Origin of the sequence: Limnohabitans sp. (genome assembly GCF_023910625.1) — a bacterium.
GTDB lineage: Bacteria > Pseudomonadota > Gammaproteobacteria > Burkholderiales > Burkholderiaceae_C > Limnohabitans_A.
Window position 1 is genome coordinate 841405 of record NZ_JAAVVW010000003.1, and the last position, 17638, is coordinate 859042.

The 17638-nt window shown below is 58.7% G+C and carries 18 protein-coding genes and 1 riboswitch; of the genes, 11 read left to right on the top strand and 7 right to left on the bottom strand.

Features of this window, described 5'->3' with window-relative positions:
- Nucleotides 1-18: 18 nt before the first annotated feature.
- From HEQ17_RS07085 to cysS, 5 genes are all read right to left on the bottom strand, one after another.
- On the bottom strand, nt 19-1281 hold the full coding sequence (locus tag HEQ17_RS07085) for an aspartate kinase (protein WP_296292081.1): 1263 nt from the start codon (nt 1279-1281) through the stop codon (nt 19-21).
- A gap of 134 nt (nt 1282-1415) precedes the next feature.
- Nucleotides 1416-2378, bottom strand: a complete 963-nt coding sequence (tilS, locus tag HEQ17_RS07090) for a tRNA lysidine(34) synthetase TilS (protein WP_296292082.1) — start codon at nt 2376-2378, stop codon at nt 1416-1418.
- A 31-nt stretch (nt 2379-2409) separates the two neighbouring features.
- A complete protein-coding gene (locus HEQ17_RS07095) occupies nt 2410-3384 on the bottom strand; it encodes an acetyl-CoA carboxylase carboxyltransferase subunit alpha (protein WP_296292083.1) in 975 nt (324 codons plus the stop codon).
- Nucleotides 3385-3429: 45 nt separating this feature from the next.
- Nucleotides 3430-4077 carry a DNA-3-methyladenine glycosylase 2 family protein gene (locus tag HEQ17_RS07100; protein ID WP_296292084.1) on the bottom strand — a complete coding sequence of 216 codons (648 nt, stop codon included), beginning with the start codon at nt 4075-4077 and terminating at the stop codon, nt 3430-3432.
- Nucleotides 4074-5450 (bottom strand): cysteine--tRNA ligase, encoded by a 1377-nt coding sequence (gene cysS, locus HEQ17_RS07105; protein ID WP_296292085.1) that lies wholly within the window; start codon nt 5448-5450, stop codon nt 4074-4076. Before cysS ends, HEQ17_RS07100 begins: the two co-directional genes overlap by 4 nt.
- A gap of 289 nt (nt 5451-5739) precedes the next feature.
- On the opposite strand from cysS, the gene HEQ17_RS07110 reads away from it, so the two are divergent.
- The 4 genes from HEQ17_RS07110 to HEQ17_RS07125 all read left to right on the top strand — a co-directional run bounded on the left by HEQ17_RS07110 (nt 5740) and on the right by HEQ17_RS07125 (nt 8221).
- Complete coding sequence (locus HEQ17_RS07110) at nt 5740-6225, top strand: tetratricopeptide repeat protein (RefSeq protein WP_296292086.1); 486 nt, start codon at nt 5740-5742, stop codon at nt 6223-6225.
- An 88-nt stretch (nt 6226-6313) separates the two neighbouring features.
- On the top strand, nt 6314-6871 hold the full coding sequence (locus HEQ17_RS07115; RefSeq protein WP_296292087.1) for a peptidylprolyl isomerase: 558 nt from the start codon (nt 6314-6316) through the stop codon (nt 6869-6871).
- A 4-nt stretch (nt 6872-6875) separates the two neighbouring features.
- Nucleotides 6876-7382 carry a peptidylprolyl isomerase gene (locus HEQ17_RS07120; RefSeq protein WP_296292088.1) on the top strand — a complete coding sequence of 169 codons (507 nt, stop codon included), beginning with the start codon at nt 6876-6878 and terminating at the stop codon, nt 7380-7382.
- 38 nt (nt 7383-7420) lie between these two features.
- Entirely contained in the window at nt 7421-8221 is an 801-nt protein-coding gene (locus HEQ17_RS07125; RefSeq protein ID WP_296292089.1) for a UDP-2,3-diacylglucosamine diphosphatase, read from the top strand.
- A gap of 54 nt (nt 8222-8275) precedes the next feature.
- Here HEQ17_RS07125 and HEQ17_RS07130 read toward each other — a convergent pair whose 3' ends face one another.
- The gene (locus HEQ17_RS07130; protein ID WP_296292090.1) at nt 8276-11032 is read right to left on the bottom strand and encodes a DUF349 domain-containing protein; all 2757 of its coding nucleotides are present in this window, start codon (nt 11030-11032) and stop codon (nt 8276-8278) included.
- A 513-nt stretch (nt 11033-11545) separates the two neighbouring features.
- Here HEQ17_RS07130 and HEQ17_RS07135 point away from each other — a divergent pair.
- From HEQ17_RS07135 to nrdR, 3 genes are all read left to right on the top strand, one after another.
- Nucleotides 11546-12178, top strand: a complete 633-nt coding sequence (locus tag HEQ17_RS07135; RefSeq protein ID WP_296292091.1) for a transglycosylase SLT domain-containing protein — start codon at nt 11546-11548, stop codon at nt 12176-12178.
- A gap of 41 nt (nt 12179-12219) precedes the next feature.
- Nucleotides 12220-12384, top strand: a riboswitch (ZMP/ZTP riboswitch).
- Between the two features lie 38 nt (nt 12385-12422).
- On the top strand, nt 12423-13682 hold the full coding sequence (gene glyA / locus HEQ17_RS07140) for a serine hydroxymethyltransferase (RefSeq protein WP_296292092.1): 1260 nt from the start codon (nt 12423-12425) through the stop codon (nt 13680-13682).
- 12 nt (nt 13683-13694) lie between these two features.
- Complete coding sequence (nrdR, locus tag HEQ17_RS07145) at nt 13695-14144, top strand: transcriptional regulator NrdR (RefSeq protein ID WP_296292093.1); 450 nt, start codon at nt 13695-13697, stop codon at nt 14142-14144.
- 24 nt (nt 14145-14168) lie between these two features.
- On the opposite strand, the gene HEQ17_RS07150 is transcribed toward nrdR, so the two are convergent.
- Nucleotides 14169-14744 (bottom strand): GspH/FimT family pseudopilin, encoded by a 576-nt coding sequence (locus HEQ17_RS07150; RefSeq protein WP_296292094.1) that lies wholly within the window; start codon nt 14742-14744, stop codon nt 14169-14171.
- 75 nt (nt 14745-14819) lie between these two features.
- Between HEQ17_RS07150 and HEQ17_RS07155 the strand changes: the two genes are divergently transcribed.
- Genes HEQ17_RS07155 through HEQ17_RS07170 form a run of 4 tightly spaced genes read left to right on the top strand, consistent with a single transcriptional unit; the run spans nt 14820 to nt 17603 of the window.
- Nucleotides 14820-15308 carry a type IV pilin protein gene (locus HEQ17_RS07155; RefSeq protein ID WP_296292095.1) on the top strand — a complete coding sequence of 163 codons (489 nt, stop codon included), beginning with the start codon at nt 14820-14822 and terminating at the stop codon, nt 15306-15308.
- A gap of 5 nt (nt 15309-15313) precedes the next feature.
- On the top strand, nt 15314-15937 hold the full coding sequence (locus tag HEQ17_RS07160) for a hypothetical protein (RefSeq protein ID WP_296292096.1): 624 nt from the start codon (nt 15314-15316) through the stop codon (nt 15935-15937).
- A complete protein-coding gene (locus HEQ17_RS07165) occupies nt 15934-17145 on the top strand; it encodes a hypothetical protein (RefSeq protein WP_296292097.1) in 1212 nt (403 codons plus the stop codon). The genes HEQ17_RS07160 and HEQ17_RS07165 overlap by 4 nt, the downstream gene beginning before the upstream one ends.
- A complete protein-coding gene (locus tag HEQ17_RS07170) occupies nt 17142-17603 on the top strand; it encodes a hypothetical protein (protein ID WP_296292098.1) in 462 nt (153 codons plus the stop codon). The genes HEQ17_RS07165 and HEQ17_RS07170 overlap by 4 nt, the downstream gene beginning before the upstream one ends.
- Nucleotides 17604-17638 lie beyond the last annotated feature (35 nt).

Sequence of the window (17638 nt, forward strand, 5' to 3'; positions counted from 1 at the left end):
AGTGTATCAAATTATAACTTAGGCTTGGTCCAGGTCGAAGGCTTTGTGCAGGGCGCGTACAGCCAATTCCATGTATTTCTCGTCGATCACCACCGATGTCTTGATTTCGGAAGTCGAGATCATCTGAATGTTGATGCCCTCTTCGCTCAAGCTGCGGAACATCTTGCTGGCCACGCCCACATGGCTACGCATGCCGATGCCCACAATGGAGACCTTGCAAATCTTGGCGTCGCCCATGACTTCAGCTGCGCCCAATGAAGGCAGTACTTTTTCCTTGAGCAAGTCGATGGTCTTGGCGTAGTCGTTGCGGTGCACGGTGAAGCTGAAGTCGGTTTTACCGTCTTTGCTCAGGTTCTGGATGATCACATCCACTTCGATGTTGGCATCGGCCACGGCGCCCAGAATTTGGTACGCAATACCCGGCTTGTCGGGCACGCCCACCACGGAGATTTTGGCTTCGTCGCGGTTGAATGCGATGCCTGAAACGACGGCTTGTTCCATTTGTTCGTCTTCCTCAAAAGTGATCAGGGTGCCGGATGCGGCTTCTTCGTGGATGTCGATGTCCCAAGGCGTGAAGCTGGACAGCACGCGCATGGGCACTTTGTACTTGCCTGCAAATTCGACCGAGCGGATTTGCAAGACCTTGGAGCCGAGCGACGCCATCTCGAGCATTTCTTCAAAGCTCACAGTCTTCAGGCGGCGCGCTTCGGGCACCACACGAGGGTCGGTGGTGTAGACACCGTCCACGTCGGTGAAGATCAGGCATTCATCGGCTTTCATCGCGGCAGCCACGGCCACGGCCGAAGTGTCCGAACCGCCGCGACCCAGCGTGGTGATGTTGCCCTCGTTGTCGACGCCCTGAAAGCCCGTGATGATGACCACTTTGCCCGCCTTCAGGTCGCCGCGCACGCGCTCGTCGTCGATCGATTCGATGCGCGCCTTGGTGAAAGCGCTGTTGGTTTTGATGGCCACTTGCCAACCTGCATAGCTGACCGAGGGCTGGCCTTCGGATTGCAGGGCAATGGCCAGCAGGGCCGACGAAGCTTGCTCGCCGGTCGATGCCAGCATATCGAGTTCGCGGCTGTAATCATTGCCGGGTTTGGCGGGGGCCAGTTCTTTGGCCAAGCCGAGCAAACGGTTGGTTTCGCCGCTCATGGCGCTGGGGACCACCACGATCTGGTGGCCAGCGCGCGCCCATTTGGCCACGCGCTTGGCGACATTGCGGATGCGCTCGGTCGAGCCCATCGAGGTGCCGCCGTATTTGTGAACGATCAAAGCCATGTGAGAGTTCTGTGAATGAAAAACAGCGCTGAAATGACTTTCAGCAAAGCCCATAATTGTAACAAGGGCTTCATGACCCACGACCACAAGAGACAGGACTGTCTGGGCTGCGCATGCCATGCAGGCAGGTGTTTTCAGGTCGCAGACCAGACCAAGAACGCGCCTTGGCGCCGAACAGTGCCCAACCCTGACTTGAGGTGTAGATGGTGGCCACGGGTGGTGCAGTTTGCAATTTGCTGGAGCAATTCGTTGAGTTGGGCAGTGCTCGGCGTGGTGTGGTGGTGCACGCGCAGCCAGTGGCGCAAAACCAGTGCCTGGCGTGCCGAGCTCAGTTGCTGCACGGCCTGAATGCGCGGGGGCACACCGATCTGTGTCAGATCTTGAGCCGCGACTTCATTGAGCACCTCTTGCGCCTGAGCGGCATGGGCTGCGCTGCGCGCAAAAGTGTCCCGAAAACCAGGCAAGGCCTGCGCCAAAGCGGGCATTACGCGGGACCGGATGCGGTTGCGGGTGAATTGTTCACAGGCGTTGGAGGGGTCTTCGATCCAGCAGGGTGTGAAGTCAGTCTCTGGTGCTTGATCCAACAACCACTGGCGCACAGCTGCGCCGTGCACAGTCAGCCATGGTCTGTGCCAGCGCAGCCCCAGCCGCTGCCAATGCGCAGGCATGCTGGCCAAGCCCGGCAAACCGGCACCTCGGGACAAGGCAATCAGCAGCGTCTCGACCTGGTCATCGGAGTGCTGCGCCAGGGCGATGTCCTGCACCTCGGGCCATTCGGTTTGCACGGCCTGCGCCAAGGCACTGTAGCGGGCCTGTCGGGCCGCATCCTCAGGGCTTTGGCCTGGCGCGTGCGCCGCGTGGACGTGGCGCACAACCAGCGGAACCTGTAACAAGGCACAGAAGGTACGGGCGTGAGACTCGAAGACATCGGCCGCGTCTTGCAGGCCATGATGAATGTGAATTGCCCTCACCTGCCCTGGCCAACGCCGAGCACAGGCCAGCAACAAGGCGGTGGAATCAGCCCCGGCGCTGTAGGCCACTGCAAAAGGAAGGCCCGGGCTGAAAGCAGCCAGGGCCTGTTGGGGGTCAAGCGCCATTGGTAAAGCTTTGGCGGATCAGCCGTGCGGTTTACTTGCTGACTTTGGTGTCGGTGAATTGGCCGTAGCTGTTAAGGCGCTCATAACGGCGCTCGATCAGCTCTTTGGGCTTGAGGTCACCGACTTGGCGCCACGCGTCACCCAGTGCGCGCTTGAGAAAGGCCACCATTTGTTCGGTATCCCGATGGGCACCGCCCACGGGCTCGGTCACGATTTTGTCCACCAAGCCGAGGGCTTTCAATCGGTGTGCCGTGATGCCCAAGGCATCGGCCGCGACTTCGGCCTTTTCGCTGCTCTTCCACAAGATGGAGGCACAACCCTCGGGGCTGATGACCGAGTAAACGGAATACTGCAACATCAAGACCTGGTCAGCCACCGAAATGGCCAAGGCGCCGCCGGAGCCGCCCTCGCCAATGATGGTGGTGATGATGGGCACCTCAAGCTGGGCCATCTCAAAAATATTGCGACCAATGGCTTCGGATTGGCCGCGTTCTTCGGCATCGATGCCTGGGTAAGCGCCAGGCGTGTCCACAAATGTGAAAACAGGCAACTTGAATTTTTCGGCGGTTTTCATCAGGCGCAGGGCTTTGCGGTAGCCCTCGGGCTTGCTCATGCCGAAGTTGCGCAGGGTGCGCTCTTTGGTGTCACGGCCTTTTTGCTGGCCAATGACCATACAAGCCTGGCCATTGAAGCGGGCCAAGCCACCCACAATCGACAAATCATCAGCAAAGTGGCGATCACCGTGCATCTCCACAAAGTCGGTGAAGATGCCGTGGATGTAATCCAGCGTATAAGGCCGCTCTGGGTGACGCGAGATTTTGGTGACCTGCCAGGGGGTCAGGTCGCTGTAAATGTCTTTGGTCAGTTGCTGGCTTTTTTTGCTCAACTGGTCGATTTCGAGGGTGATGTCCACCGCCGATTCAGACTGCACATAGCGCAGCTCTTCGATCTTGGCTTCGAGTTCGGCAACAGGTTGCTCAAAGTCGAGAAATGATTTTTTGGCCAAGTTTGACTCCTCTGTTCATCAGCGGGTGGACGGCTTGTCCACCTCTCAATACGCCACCGGCACAGGGTCCAGCGAGCGCCAAATATACCAAGTTGCCACGGTGGCGTAGGGACTCCAAGCTTGTGCAACCTCTCGGGCATCGCTGCGGCTGACGGGTTCGCCCGAAAAATAGTTGCGGCTGATGCCGTTGATCAGGCCCACATCATCGAGCGGCAGCACATTGGGCCGCATCAGGTGAAAGATCAAAAACATCTCGGCCGTCCAGCGGCCAATGCCCCGGATGCCCACCAACTGATCAATGATGGCCTCGTCGTCCATCTCTTGCCAGGCCTGCACGTGAACCGCGCCCGAGCTGAAGTGCACCGCCAAGTCAACCAGATATTCCACCTTGCGGGAGGACAAACCCGCCGAGCGCATGTCGTCAACTTTAAGCTTGAGGACGGCTGCTGGCGTCATGCGCTTGGGCAAGCCTGCAAAACGGTCCCACACCGACTGGGCGGCCTTGACCGAAATTTGCTGACCCACGATGGAACGTGCCAAGGTCACAAAGGCATCACCCCGGGTTTGAAGGGTGGCATCGCCAAACTGGGCAATCAACTTTTTCATGACCCGGTCTTTTTTGGCCAGGTGCGCGCAGGCCAGTGCCCAATAAGTGGGCGTCACGGGCGATACAGTGGGCGTCGTTGCACTCACGCAGCAACCTCCCAGGTCGTGCCGTCGGCCGAGTCCTTGAGCACAATGCCCTGGGCCAGTAAATCATCGCGTATACGGTCAGCCTCGGCAAAATTCTTGGCCTTTTTGGCATCTGCCCGGGCCTGGATCTGGGTCTGAATGGCGGCATCGTCCAAACCTGCACCCGCTTGCAAGTAAACCGTGGGGTCGGTTTGCAGCAAACCCAGCAAGCCCCCCAAAGCCTTGAGCAAACCCGCACGCTCGGCGGAGCCATTGCGGTTGACTTCGCTTGCCAATTCGAACAACACGGCCACCGCTTCGGGCGTGCCAAAGTCTTCGTCCATGGCGGCCTTAAATCGCGCGGCCATGGGTTCAGCCCAATCCAGCTCCACGTCAGCGGCCGGCACAGTTTGCAGTGCGGTGTACAGGCGCTTCAGGGCCCCTTTGGCGTCGTTCAGGTGCACATCGCTGTAATTGAGCGAGCTGCGGTAGTGGCTGCGCACGATGAAAAAGCGCACGGTCTCAGCGTCAAACTCTTTGAGCACATCTCGGATGGTGAAGAAGTTGCCCAAGCTCTTGGACATCTTCTCGTTGTCCACATTGATGAAGCCGTTGTGCATCCAAAAGCGCGCCAGAGGCTGCTCGTTGGCACCTTCGCTCTGGGCAATTTCGTTTTCGTGGTGCGGAAACTGCAAATCGGCCCCGCCGCCATGGATGTCAAAAGTCTGGCCCAGCAGCGCACATGCCATGGCCGAGCACTCGATGTGCCAACCAGGGCGGCCCGTGCCAAAGGGGCTGGCCCATTTGACGTCTTCGGGCTCGGTGGGTTTGGCGCTCTTCCAAAGCACAAAATCGAGCGGGTCTTGCTTGTCGGTTTCCACGGCCACGCGCTCACCGGCGTTCAATTCGTCCAGCGACTTGCCCGACAACTTGCCGTAGCCCGAAAACTTGCGCACCGAATAGTTCACGTCGCCATTGCCCGCGCGGTAAGCCAGGCCTTTTTGCTCCAGCGTGCCGATCATGCTCAGCATTTGGGGCACGTAGTCAGTCGCCCGAGGCTCGTGCTGGGGGCGCTCAATGCCCAGGGCGTCGGCGTCTTGGTGCAAGGCATCGATCATGCGGTCGGTCAAACCGCGGATGGTTTCTCCGTTGTCCAGAGCGCGTTTGATGATTTTGTCATCGATGTCGGTCACATTGCGCACATAAGTGACCTGGTAGCCACTGGCCTTGAGCCAACGCTGCACCACGTCAAAGGCAATCATCGAGCGGGCATGGCCCAGATGGCACAGGTCATAGACCGTCATGCCACAGACGTACATGCGCACATGGCCGGGCTCGGCGGGTGAAAACTCGGAAACAGCACGACTGAGCGTGTTGAAAATGCGCAAACTCATGAATGAAAAAAATCAAATGGCGGACATGAAAGCCGCAAGGGCTCGCGAAGTGTGCATTTCTAAAGCATCCAATGTTGCATCTTCAAGGGTCCCGGAAAATCCTGCCCATTCAACGTTGGCTATGAATTTATGCCCCCGAATGAAACACGTGCTCCGCTACAATGACCGATCAGTATATCCCCGCGCCTAGGCGGCGGAAGCACTTTCGAATCAGTTTTTCGAACTCGAACGACGGTGAACTCTACAACCACACTTTTTTCGGGATTGCATGCGAACCTGGCTGACTTTGATGGCTTTTTGCACCCTCTGGGCCTTGAGCTCGGGCGCGAAAGCAGACATCTACACTGAAGTCAATGCCCTGGTGCAGGCAGGTCAGTGGAAGGCGGCACAACTGTTGGCTGACGAGCGTCTGAAAACCGCCCCCACAGACCCGCAAATGCGATTGCTCAAAAGTCACATCCAGACCGGTATGGGCCAATTCAGTGATGCCGCAGACACTTTGAGGGCCTTGACTTTGTCATTTCCTGAGCTGCCCGAACCTCATAACAATCTGGCAGCCTTGCTTGCACGAGAAAACCGTCATGAAGAAGCATTGGCCGCCTTGAACGCCGCCATCCGAGCCCGCCCCGATTACGCTTTGGCATTGGAGAACATGGGCGATTTGTATCTGGCATTGGCGGCAAAGGCCTATGGTCAAGCGCTGCGTGTCAGCCCCGACCTCAAACGCTTGCAAAACAAACACAACATCACCCAAAACAGCCTGAAAGCACCCTGAGATCGCTTCTCCAATGCCCCGCAAGAACATGACAACCCTGCTCAAACCCCAGCATATTCAACGTCGAACGGCAGCTCTCCTTCTATGGATGGGTCTTTTGGCTCCGCTGTCTGCCTTGGCTCAGACTCCACCAGATAAGTCAAGCAAGGTGCGCATCAGCACATCTTTAGGCGACTTTGAAGCCGAGCTTTATGCCGACAAGGCCCCTAAAACCGTCGCCAATTTTTTGCAATATGTCAACGACAAGCACTACGACGGCACGATTTTCCATCGGGTCATTGCAGGCTTTATGGTGCAAGGCGGTGGTTATGACGCCCAGTACCGGGAACGCAAAACCCGTGCCCCGGTGCAGCACGAGGGCCGTCAAGCCCTGGCTGCTGGCCTGAAAAACGCCACCGGCACATTGGCCATGGCGCGCACCAATGACCCACAATCTGCCACTTCACAGTTTTTTATCAACGTGGTGGACAACGCATTCTTGGACCCCAGTTTTCAAGGCTTCGGCTACACCGTTTTTGGCAAAGTCACGTCCGGCATGGACGTGGTCCAAAAAATCAGAACCACCCCCACAGGTGCGGGCGGCCCTTTCCCCTCGGATGTCCCACGGACGCCGGTCATCATTCAATCCATCACCTTGTTGAAGTAACACCATGAGCAACCCACAAGTCGAACTGCACATCACCGGATACGGCGTCATCACCCTCGAGCTGGACGCTGAAAAAGCCCCCAAGTCAACCGAAAACTTTCTGACCTATGTGAACAAGGGCCATTACAACAACACGATTTTTCACCGCGTCATCCCCGGCTTCATGATTCAGGGCGGCGGCTTTGAGCCCGGCATGAGCCAAAAGCCCACCGATGCCACCATCGAAAACGAAGCCAACAACGGCCTGAAAAACGACGAGTACACCGTGGCCATGGCCCGCACCTCGGCACCCCACTCGGCCTCGTCGCAGTTTTTCATCAACGTTGCCAAAAACGACTTCTTGAACCACACCGCGCCCTCCATGCAAGGCTGGGGCTACGCCGTGTTTGGCAAGGTGGTCAAGGGCAGCGAAGTGGTCGATCAGATCAAAGGCGTGAAGACCGGAAACCGTGGTGGCCACGGTGACGTGCCCAAAGAAGATGTCGTGATTGAAAAGGCCGTCGCGCTTTGAGTCCAAGGCCGTTAAGTTCCATCTGAAGACCACCTGCCATGCCCGACGCGCCGCTTTCAGACATGCCCCCGATGGGCAGCCTGCAAGCTCCAGTGGCTTGGCAACACGTGGATTTGATTTCGGACCTGCACCTCCAAGCCAGCGAATCGGCGACCTTTGAGGCATGGCGGCATTACATGGCCACCACGTCGGCGCAGGCGGTGCTCATTTTGGGCGACTTGTTTGAGGTCTGGGTGGGGGACGATGCCTTGGCGCATGACCCGTTCTTGCAGCGTTGCGCCGACGTGCTGCTGCAAACCGGGCTGCGCCTCACCGTCACCTTCATGCCAGGTAACCGAGACTTCTTGGTAGGACCCGATTTCCTGTCGGCCTGTGGTGTGCAAGCCCTTGCCGATCCCACGGTGCTGCAATTGGGAGACCAACGCGTCGTGCTCAGCCATGGCGACGCGCTGTGCCTGGACGACAGGGACTACCAAATCTTTCGCCAGCAGGTGCGCAGCGTTGCCTGGCAACGCGAATTTCTGGCCAAACCCCTGAGCGAACGCATAGCACTGGCCCGTGCCATGCGACAGCAAAGCGAAAACCAAAAACAAAGCGGCTCGGTGTATGCCGATGCGGATCCCTCTTTGTGCTCGCAATGGCTGCTTGCGGGCCAGGCTACGCGCTTGGTGCACGGCCACACCCACCGACCCGCCGACCATGCCACACCCCCTGGCGGCTTGGCGCTGCGCCAAGTGCTCAGCGATTGGTCACTTGACCACGCACCGGAGCGGGCACAGGTGCTGCGACTGGGGCGCGATGGGAGCGCTCAGCGCATGGATCTGATCACCCGCGTTTGAGCCAACAAAATGGCCGCTTCAAAGTAGCCATTTTGTTGTGAGTTAAAAAAGCACTCAGCTGCGCAGCAGACTCTTCAAGACATTTTGCAGGCGGCGTGCCATGGCTTCTTCGTGCGGGCCCGACAAAACTTGCGCCACATCCTGCCCCCAGGTTTCTCTCGGTCCGGGTTGATTGCGCTGGGTCAGCAGTTGCAATTGCAGCATCCGGCGCTCGCTCAGCCTGTCAGCAGGTGTGGGCACTTCGGCCGCCATTTCTAGGCGCAGCAAAGCGGTAGAAGCCGGTGATTTTGCCTCTTGGCTGACGGCTTGCGCCCATGCCTGTCGTGTGGCGGCGTTGATGGCACGACCCAACTCTTGTGCGCTGGGCAGGGCATCGGCCTGACGGTCTTGCCAAGCGGTCATCAGGCGTGTGAGGGTTTCACCATGGGCTTGCGCGGCCAATTTGCGCAGTGACATTTCGGCACGCTCCATGGCCTCGCGCTGCGCGCGAAAAGCCGCATCGCCCAAACGCGGACCGCGGTCTTCTCGGAAATCGCGGCCTTCACGCCCGTTGCCTCGGGCACTGCGATCGCCAAAACGGTCAACGCCACGCTCACCCGTTGGACGCGCACCTCGCTCGCCTATGCGACCATCTCGGCGACCATCGCGCGCGATGACAGGCTCGGCTTTCTTTTGACCTGGTCGGTCATCGCCACGCACGGCAATGACCGGCTTGGCGGGTTTCGATACCACCAACGGGGCTGCAGGTACGGCCTCTTCAGCGGGGGTATCGGCTGCGCTGACAGCGGCAGGCACATCGGCCTCGGCTTGATCAGCCACGGCTTCGGACGTTGTAGCGTCGCTGCCGTTGGCTGCGCTGGCATCTGGAGCGGAAGCAGCTGGGGCAACCGTCGGGGCTGGGGCCGCTTGACGGACTTGTTGGGCCTGGCCACGCAAGGCGGCGTCCAGGGCAGCCATGGCGGCACGGATTTGGGCCGCATCGCCACCCGCATTGGCTTCGTCCAGGGTTTTCGAGGCGTCGATCACGGCTCGGTCGTGCACAGTAAGCGCAGCCACCGAGGTCTGTCGTTCGGTACCTTTGCGCTGAAAAGCTTCGTCCAGTGGGGCGCGGAAGACTTCCCACAATTTTTGCTCGGTCTTGCGGTCAAGGGGAACCGACTGAGCTTCGACTTGCCAGCGTTGTTGCAGGGCTTTGACCGCATCAACACGCAAGGGCGCAGCAGCAAGTGCTTTGGCTTCGTCAATCAGGGCTTCACGACGTCCGATGCTGGCTTTTTGAGCCGCCTCCAGGCGGGCCGCTGCGGCTTTGAAAACGCTTTTCCACTGCGTTTGCATTTCAGTGAAGGCTTTTTCACTCAGATGTCCCGCATTTCGCCAGCGGTCGGCAAACTGATGCAAGGCACGCAACTGAGCACGCCAGTCCTGGCCATGGGCTTGTTCTGCTGTCCAGGCCTTGACTTCCTCGATGAGCGCAAGGCGCTGGGAGCGCTGGTCTGCAGCGTCTTTTTTCATCTGCTCCAGCCAAGCCAGCACGGTTTTGTAAGCCTCGTTGCAAGCGGCATCAAAACGCTTCCAAAGACCGTGGTTGGGCATACCGCCCTGGTCCATTTGCTTCCAGCTGTCGCGAAGTTGGCGCAGCTTGTCTTGCATCTTGCGCCCGCCGACGGTCGGGGCCTTATTGGCGTCCAGCAAACCTTCAGCCTGGGTCACCAAATCCAGTCGCACCTGGTCGGCCACCCAGCGAGGCCAACCTTGGGGGTCACCGGCAGCCTTCAAGGCTTTGTGCAGCCGCTCGTCCAAACTGGTGTCGAGCTGTTTGCCGTGAGTCTTGAGGATGGCGTGCAAGGCGGCGCACGCGTCTGTGACGGGCGCGCCCGAGTTCTCGGAGATCAGCTTTTCAAGGGCGTCGAGGACCGGCGTGACGGTTTGCAAGGCCAGCTCGCGCAATGCTTGCCGTTGGGCAGGGTCGACTTTGGCTTTGGCTGGTTTGTCGGTTTTTTCGGAGGCAGGCACGCTGGCTGGTGAGGCTGAAGTGGGCGAGATCTGCACAGTTTCGCCACGCTGGCGGCGAATCTCATCGGCCCAGACCGGCACGGGAGGCAGCGCGGCCTGGGCATCGGACCAGGCGACCTTGGCCGACACCAGTGCCGCAGAAAAGGCATCCCAAACGGCTTGCAACTGGAGGCCCGCAGCTTCCAGCTGAACGGGGAACTTGAGGTCGATGCTGTGCCAAGACCTGTTGCTCATCAAGGCTTGTGCCTGTATTTGCCACTGGCTGACATCGTTTTGCAGACCTGCATGGCCTTGCTGTGCCTCGGCCATGGGTTTTGTCGACAACACTTCAATACGTTGCGCAAGCAAAACGGCAGACTCCCTCTGCACCATCACCTGATGCTGCAGGTCTTCAACGCCTTTGACCCATTCAACCAAGCGCATTTTGAGACTGGCCAGGGGATCGCGGGACAGGGGTGCGCCAGCTTTGGCGGCATCCCGCTGCCAAGCCAGGGCATCGGCCATGTTCAGGCGGGGGGCAGACAAAATCAGCTCGGCTTTCTGAGCCCAATCATTGGCCAGGGCTTCCTGACCCTGGCTGCGTTTGATCTCGTCGATTCTTTCCTTGAGTAGCTTGGCAACGCCCTTGTCCTTGGCAGACAGATCGCGGTAGACCTCATGAAGTCGGGCTTCGCTGGGTTCGGTCTTTAGCCACTCCCGCAAGCGAGAGCTGCGCTCCCCGGATGTGGCTGCAAGAAAAATCCCGGTGGTCAATGGGTCCAAGTTGGCAAGATCGATGGGTTTGGAGGAGGTGGTCACGGTATGAGCTTTGAAACACTGGGTATGCTGGCGAGGCATCAAGTGCGGTCTGCGCAGAGGGTACAACCCCAAGAAACGCAGCCACGCACAAAAGGGATATTTTCGCCGTTATTTGGTGCAAGCTGAAAACGGCCACTCAATCGCTTGCAAAGTCTGATGTTTATCCCTCACAAACCCCATTAATATGCCAAATTATTAATAAGGATTGATTTTGATATTCTTCATCATGCAGTTGAATTCCCTAAAATCACTCCCATCCTAAAACCATGGATAGCCCTAGAGGGTCGCCCAACCGGCGACACGGGTCCAAGTGAGCAGCACTTGAGACCACTGAATCATCCAACCCTTTGCGCTGGCTTTGCCACAAGTGTCGCCACCGCTTGGCATGAGAGGAACGTTGTGACTGCACCACCGAAAAATTGGTCCTTTGGGAAAGGCTCTAAGCTGGGCCTTCTGAAAATCACCCGCCACAGCCTGGCCTTTTTCGGCGTAGCTTGCTTGGCTTTGATGGTGATGTTGGTCAGCCAACCCGATTTGAAAGTCAGCGCCACAGAGCGTTTGCTGGGCTGGCTGGATTCGCGACAAGACCCATTGTCGGAAAACGAAACTCCAGACGTCAACGCCCAATTGGTGTCTGCCCTGCCCAGCATGTTTGCGCTGGCGCTCAGCGATGAACAGGCGGCTGTGACCCGTTGGCTGAGCCGACGCTACAAAGTATCCCCCGAACCCATGGGCGCTTTGGTTCACGAGGCATGGACCGTAGGTGACCGGATCCAAGTCTCCCCCACTTTGCTTTTGGCCGTCATCGCCATCGAATCCCGATTCAATCCCTTCGCCTCTGGGCCCCAAGGTGGCATGGGCCTGATGCAAATCCAAGCCGAAGCCCAACACCGCGCCCTGCTGTCATATGGCGGCCCTTTGGCAGCGTTTGACCCCCTGACCAATTTGCGCGTCGGAGCCCGACATTTGCAAACACTGATCGAACAAAGCCCCTCGGTCGATGCAGCCTTGCAACTGTACGCCTTGGCCACCGGACAAAGCAACGGTAAGGATTACGTCAGCCGTGTGTTGGCCGAACAAAAACAACTGGAAACCATGACCCGTCCGGCCAAAAGCTTGGACGGGCTTCATAACCCCCGCCTCTAACAGCCTTTACCGACCAAAGCAGACTTTGACTGGGCTACACTCGCTGGGTGCGCGACTGGCGATAGGAGCCTGTTTTGAAATCAAAACAGACCACTCTGACGTGGAGCGTGGCGATTGGGAAGTCGCCCCAGAACCACTGGGAAGCGCACAGCTTGCCTGAAATTATTGTCAGGCCAGGCTCACAGCCGTTCGCCTGGGCAGCCCTTGTCATTCATGCCAAGGTTCCATCATTAGAAGGACTGCCATGTACCACCGCAACCACCTGATTGAACAAACCGACCCCGAAATTTTCGCCGCCATCCAGGCCGAAAACGCACGCCAAGAGCACCATATCGAGCTGATCGCCAGCGAAAACTACGCTTCGCCCGCCGTCATGGCCGCCCAAGGCAGCCAGCTCACCAACAAATACGCCGAAGGCTACCCCGGCAAGCGCTACTACGGAGGCTGCGAGCACGTGGACGTGGCCGAGCAATTGGCCATCGACCGCATCAAACAGATCTTTGGCGCAGAAGCCGCCAACGTGCAGCCGCATTGCGGCGCATCGGCCAACGAAGCTGTCTTCCTGGCCTTCCTGAAACCTGGCGACACCATCATGGGCATGAGCCTGGCCGAGGGCGGCCACCTGACCCATGGCATGCCGCTCAACATGTCGGGCAAATGGTTTAACGTTGTCTCCTATGGTCTGGATGCCAAAGAAGCCATCGACTACGAGGCCATGGAAGCCAAGGCCCGTGAGACCCAACCCAAGCTGATCATCGCGGGGGCTTCGGCCTACAGCCTGCACATCGACTGGGCGCGTTTTGCCAAAGTGGCCAAGGAAGTTGGCGCAATTTTCATGGTCGACATGGCCCACTACGCCGGCTTGATTGCCGCTGGCGTCTACCCCAACCCGGTGCCCCACGCCGACGTGGTGACGTCGACCACACACAAGAGCTTGCGCGGCCCGCGCGGCGGCATCATCTTGATGAAGGCTGAGCACGAAAAAGCCATCAACAGCGCCATCTTCCCCGGCCTGCAAGGCGGCCCACTGATGCACGTGATCGCGGCCAAGGCCGTGGCCTTCAAGGAAGCCATGGCACCGGAGTTCAAGGCCTACCAAGCCCAGGTGATCAAGAACGCGCAAATCATCGCCCACACCTTGACCCAACGCGGTCTGCGCATCGTCAGCGGCGGCACCCAAAGCCACGTCATGCTGGTGGACCTGCGCGAAAGTTCATCATGGAAACACGGCATCACCGGCAAAGTGGCCGAAGCCGCTTTGGGTAACGCGCACATGACCATCAACAAGAACGCCATCCCGAACGACCCTGAAAAGCCGTTCGTGACCAGCGGCGTGCGCATCGGCACCCCGGCCATGACCACCCGCGGCTTCAAGGACGAAGAAGCCCGCGCCACGGCCCACCTGATCGCCGACGTGCTGGAGAACCCCCACGATGAAGCCAACATCATGGCTGTGCGGGACAAAGTGAATGCTCTGACCAGCCGCTTCCCGGTCTACTGCTGATCGGCCAGCGCGATGAAATGCCCCTTTTGCAGCCACCTTGAAACCCAAGTGGTGGAGACCCGTCTGGCCGAAGATGGAGATTTCATCCGCCGCCGTCGCCAGTGTGGGGCGTGTGAAAAACGCTTCACGACCTACGAAAAGCCGGAGGTCAACTTTCCGGCCATCGTCAAAAAAGATGGCAGGCGCATCGATTACCAACGCGACAAACTGCTGGCCAGCCTGAACCTGGCTTTGCGCAAGCGGCCCGTGAGCACCGAGCAGGTGGACAGCGCGATTGAGCGCATCGAAGAAAAACTCCTGAATTTGGGCGAACGCGAAGTCGGCTCTCATCGCATCGGTGCGCTGGTCATGCGTGAGTTGAAAAAACTCGACAAAGTGGCCTATGTGCGCTTTGCCAGCGTTTACCGCAATTTTGAAGACATTGACGCCTTCAAGACACTGGTCGACGAGGTGCAAAGCTGACCTCGGCCAGGCTGCACGCTGCCTTCAGGTGCATTTCGTCGCGGGGTATTCTTCGATTCGAGGCTTGCCCAGCGCATTGGCCACCACCTGCCAGCCTTGCGGCGATGTGGCGACGCAAAACCGCCATGTGCCCGCCATGAACGCGCCGTTGGCGCTGGCACTGCGCCCCTCGCTGACGTAGGAATAATAATGCTTGATGGTGCTGGTGACGTTCACCTTCACCACTGTCGGCACAGCTTCTCGCGCCTGCACCAGAACTTCCCCCGCCTCACGCAAACCGTTGTTATTGGCGTCTACAAACAACAACCAACCTTGATCCCAGCGTCCAATGGGATCGCAGCCATCTGCAGCGCCCCGCGCACACAAAGTGACCCGCTGCTGGCGCCGCAGGGCTTCCGAGCGAGCCAGCACCAAGCTGCCCAAAAAAGCTTCAGCCTGACTTTGCAACTGATGGCGCGCCCGCATACCTGTCATGGCGGGGGCAACCAGGCTCAGAAAAATACCCAGCACGGCCATGACCACCATGGCTTCCAACAAAGTCAAGCCTTTAATCTTGCACCTTGCAGCGCACGGGCGAGGACGGTTTGAGGGTGGGTTCATATGGGTATGGCCTGCGATGCACTGTACAAGATGAATACATAGGGACACAATAAAACAAGCAAAAGGAGACCGCTGATGTCACAGCCATCCATCCCGCCCGATCTACCTGCCCCTGATGCCACCCACCTGCAGACTGACAGGGTTGTGCACCAGGGTTGGACCTTGACAGAGATGCTGATCTGTCTGGCACTCTTAGCGGTGTTGGCCGCACTGGCCCTGCCCAGTTACCAGGAACAACAACGCAAGGCACGTCGCCAAGACGGTCAAGCGGCCTTGCTTCAACTGCAAACCGACCAAGAACGCTGGCGCAGCAGCAATGACAGCCACGCAGACAGCCTCAGCAAATTGGGCTGGCGCAGCGATCTTTCCCCCGGAGGTCATTACCGCATCCAATTGCTTGAATCCTCTGCTCAAGCCTACACCGCGCAAGCCATTGCCCTGGGAGCGCAAGCATCTGACCGTGAATGCACCCCATTGCTCTTGCGCTCTCTGGGGGGGGCTCATGTCTGGCTAGGCTCGGGCCAATCACCCGACAGCGATCCGGCCCGGTGCTGGCGAAAATAAAACCCATGAGATCGCCTCACGACAAAGGAGAAACCTTGATGGGCCTCATGGTGGGCTTGTCTGTAGGCTTGGTGGTGCTGGCTGCTGGCAGTGCCATGCTGGCCAACCAGTTGCGCGGGCACCGCTCGGCCTTGCAAGACAGCCACCTACACCATGAACTTCGTCAAGCGGTAGACTGGATGAGCCGCGAACTGCGCAAAGCCCAGTACTCGGCACAAGCCTGGGAAACACGCTCAGCGACGAACTGCGACGACACTTTTTGTGATGGTTTTGAGGACTTCAGCATTGAGGACAACTGGATTGACTTCAGTCACGACCGCAACCACAACGGCCTGCAAGACCAGGATGAATGCATGGGCTTCAGGTTGTCAGGCACCGCACTGCAAACGAAAAGGTCATGCAACCCCAGTGGTGACTGGCTATCGATCACCGACAGCAAGCTTTTGCAAATCACCGAACTGCGTTGGCAGTTACGCTGCGAGTCCCACCAAAACTGGCTGCGTCGCAGCGTTTTTATGACCCTCAAGGCTCAATGGCCCGGCGACGCATCGCGCCAAGTCAGCCTGTCCAACACCATTCATTTGCACAACAATCTGCCGAGCAGCCTGCAAGCGCTGTATTGCCCATGAGTCAACACACGGACCTTGCACACCAGCATGGCGCGGTCACCCTGATGGTCGCTGTGAGCATGGTGATCTTGGCCAGCTTGACCAGCCTCTACAGTGCTCGCAGTGTGCATTTTGACCAACTGGCCAGCTACAACCACGGGCGCGCCAGTCAGGCCAGGCTGGCAGCAACAGCAGCTCTGGCCCATGCACAATCCACTCTCGCAAACACCCCTTTCACTCAGCTGTTTTCGGCTCCGACTGCTTGTCCTGCGGGTGTCTCAGGCAAACAATGGGAATGCAGCGCCATAGACGTTGTGCAGCCCCCCGCCATGCAGCATTGGCAATTGTCCGCCGTCGCTGTACGTGATCTGTTGATGTCACCCCATGTCGTCACTTTGCACGCCAAGGCCAGCCATACGGCTCAAACCAGTCAAGCCCATGTGCGTGAAAGTGTGTTCATTCCGGCCTTGCCGCCAGCTCCAGGCTTGGCCGCACCTGCGGCATTGGTGATGAATGGGTGCATCAGCGAAGCTGCTGGAGCCTCATTGCGGGTCTGCCCCTTGGTCAGCAAAGGTGAACTTTGCAGCGGCACCGCCAAAGCCCCTGTTGTACACACGCATTTTGTGGTGGATACCAACAACAATGGGGCCATTTCCAGCGCTGAAAGACAGGCATGCATGGCCCTCAGTCCCGCCAACATGCCTGGCGGAGGAACCCGCATTGGACCTGCCACAGCCGTTACCCGCAGCCCCTGCAAACGCGCTGCAAGACAAAGCGTCCTGGGCTCGATTGACGACACCCAGCTTCAGGCCTGGTCCAGCGCTCAAGAGCGTCACGGCCTGAGCGCACACACCAACCCGCCGCGCTCGATCTATTGGGTTGACAGCGCCGCAGATTGGCATCTCAGCGTGGGCACGCCCGAGGTTCCCGTCTTGCTGGTTTTTTCGGCCAAAGCTTGCGATCTCCGCTGCCCTCACATTGCTCCAGGTGTGCGCATCATGGGTAGCGTATTGATCGATTCGGGCTGCAACGACGAAAAAATGCGCGGCTGGCAAGGTGGCCGAATCGAAGGCCAACTGGTGGTGGAGTCCGGTCTGCCCGAGTGGCGATCAGGCACAGTTTTGGCTACTCCGCAAGGCCGCGACGCCTACATCCTGAACTGGCCATCGGGCATCGATGCATCCCGCGTTCAGCGCGTCAACGGCAGTTGGAGTGAGGGTTCGCCGTGACACCCCCTCTTCCCAAGCAAGCAGGTTTGGCCTTGATCGAAGCGCTGATGGCCTCGGCGGTGCTGGGTATTGGCTTGGTTGGGGCCACTCAACTGTCACTCAAGAGCCTTCAAACAGTCCGTGAAAATCGCCAATTCACCGTGGCACAGCACTGGGCACAAGAAGCGATGGATTGCATGCATGCTCAGCCGCTGAACCACGCCACTGCGTGCCCATCGCCGCAAACCAGGGTGGTGCAGGGCGTGCCCTATAAACTTCAAATTTACAGCGCCAGCGCAGGGACTGGTTCTACCACCACCCTGTCCGTGCGAGTGTCTTGGCCTCGCACTGGACATCGTGCCAGCAATTCAACCCCTGTCGGCAGCCACTCGGGTGCCTCTTCTTCTGACGAAAACCAGATCGAATGGCACAGCAGCGTCTCAGCCCTGCCCTCCTGGGTTGGCGTATCCTTGCCATAGTTCATTTGTGCGCCGATTCGCTCCTCACGCCCTCC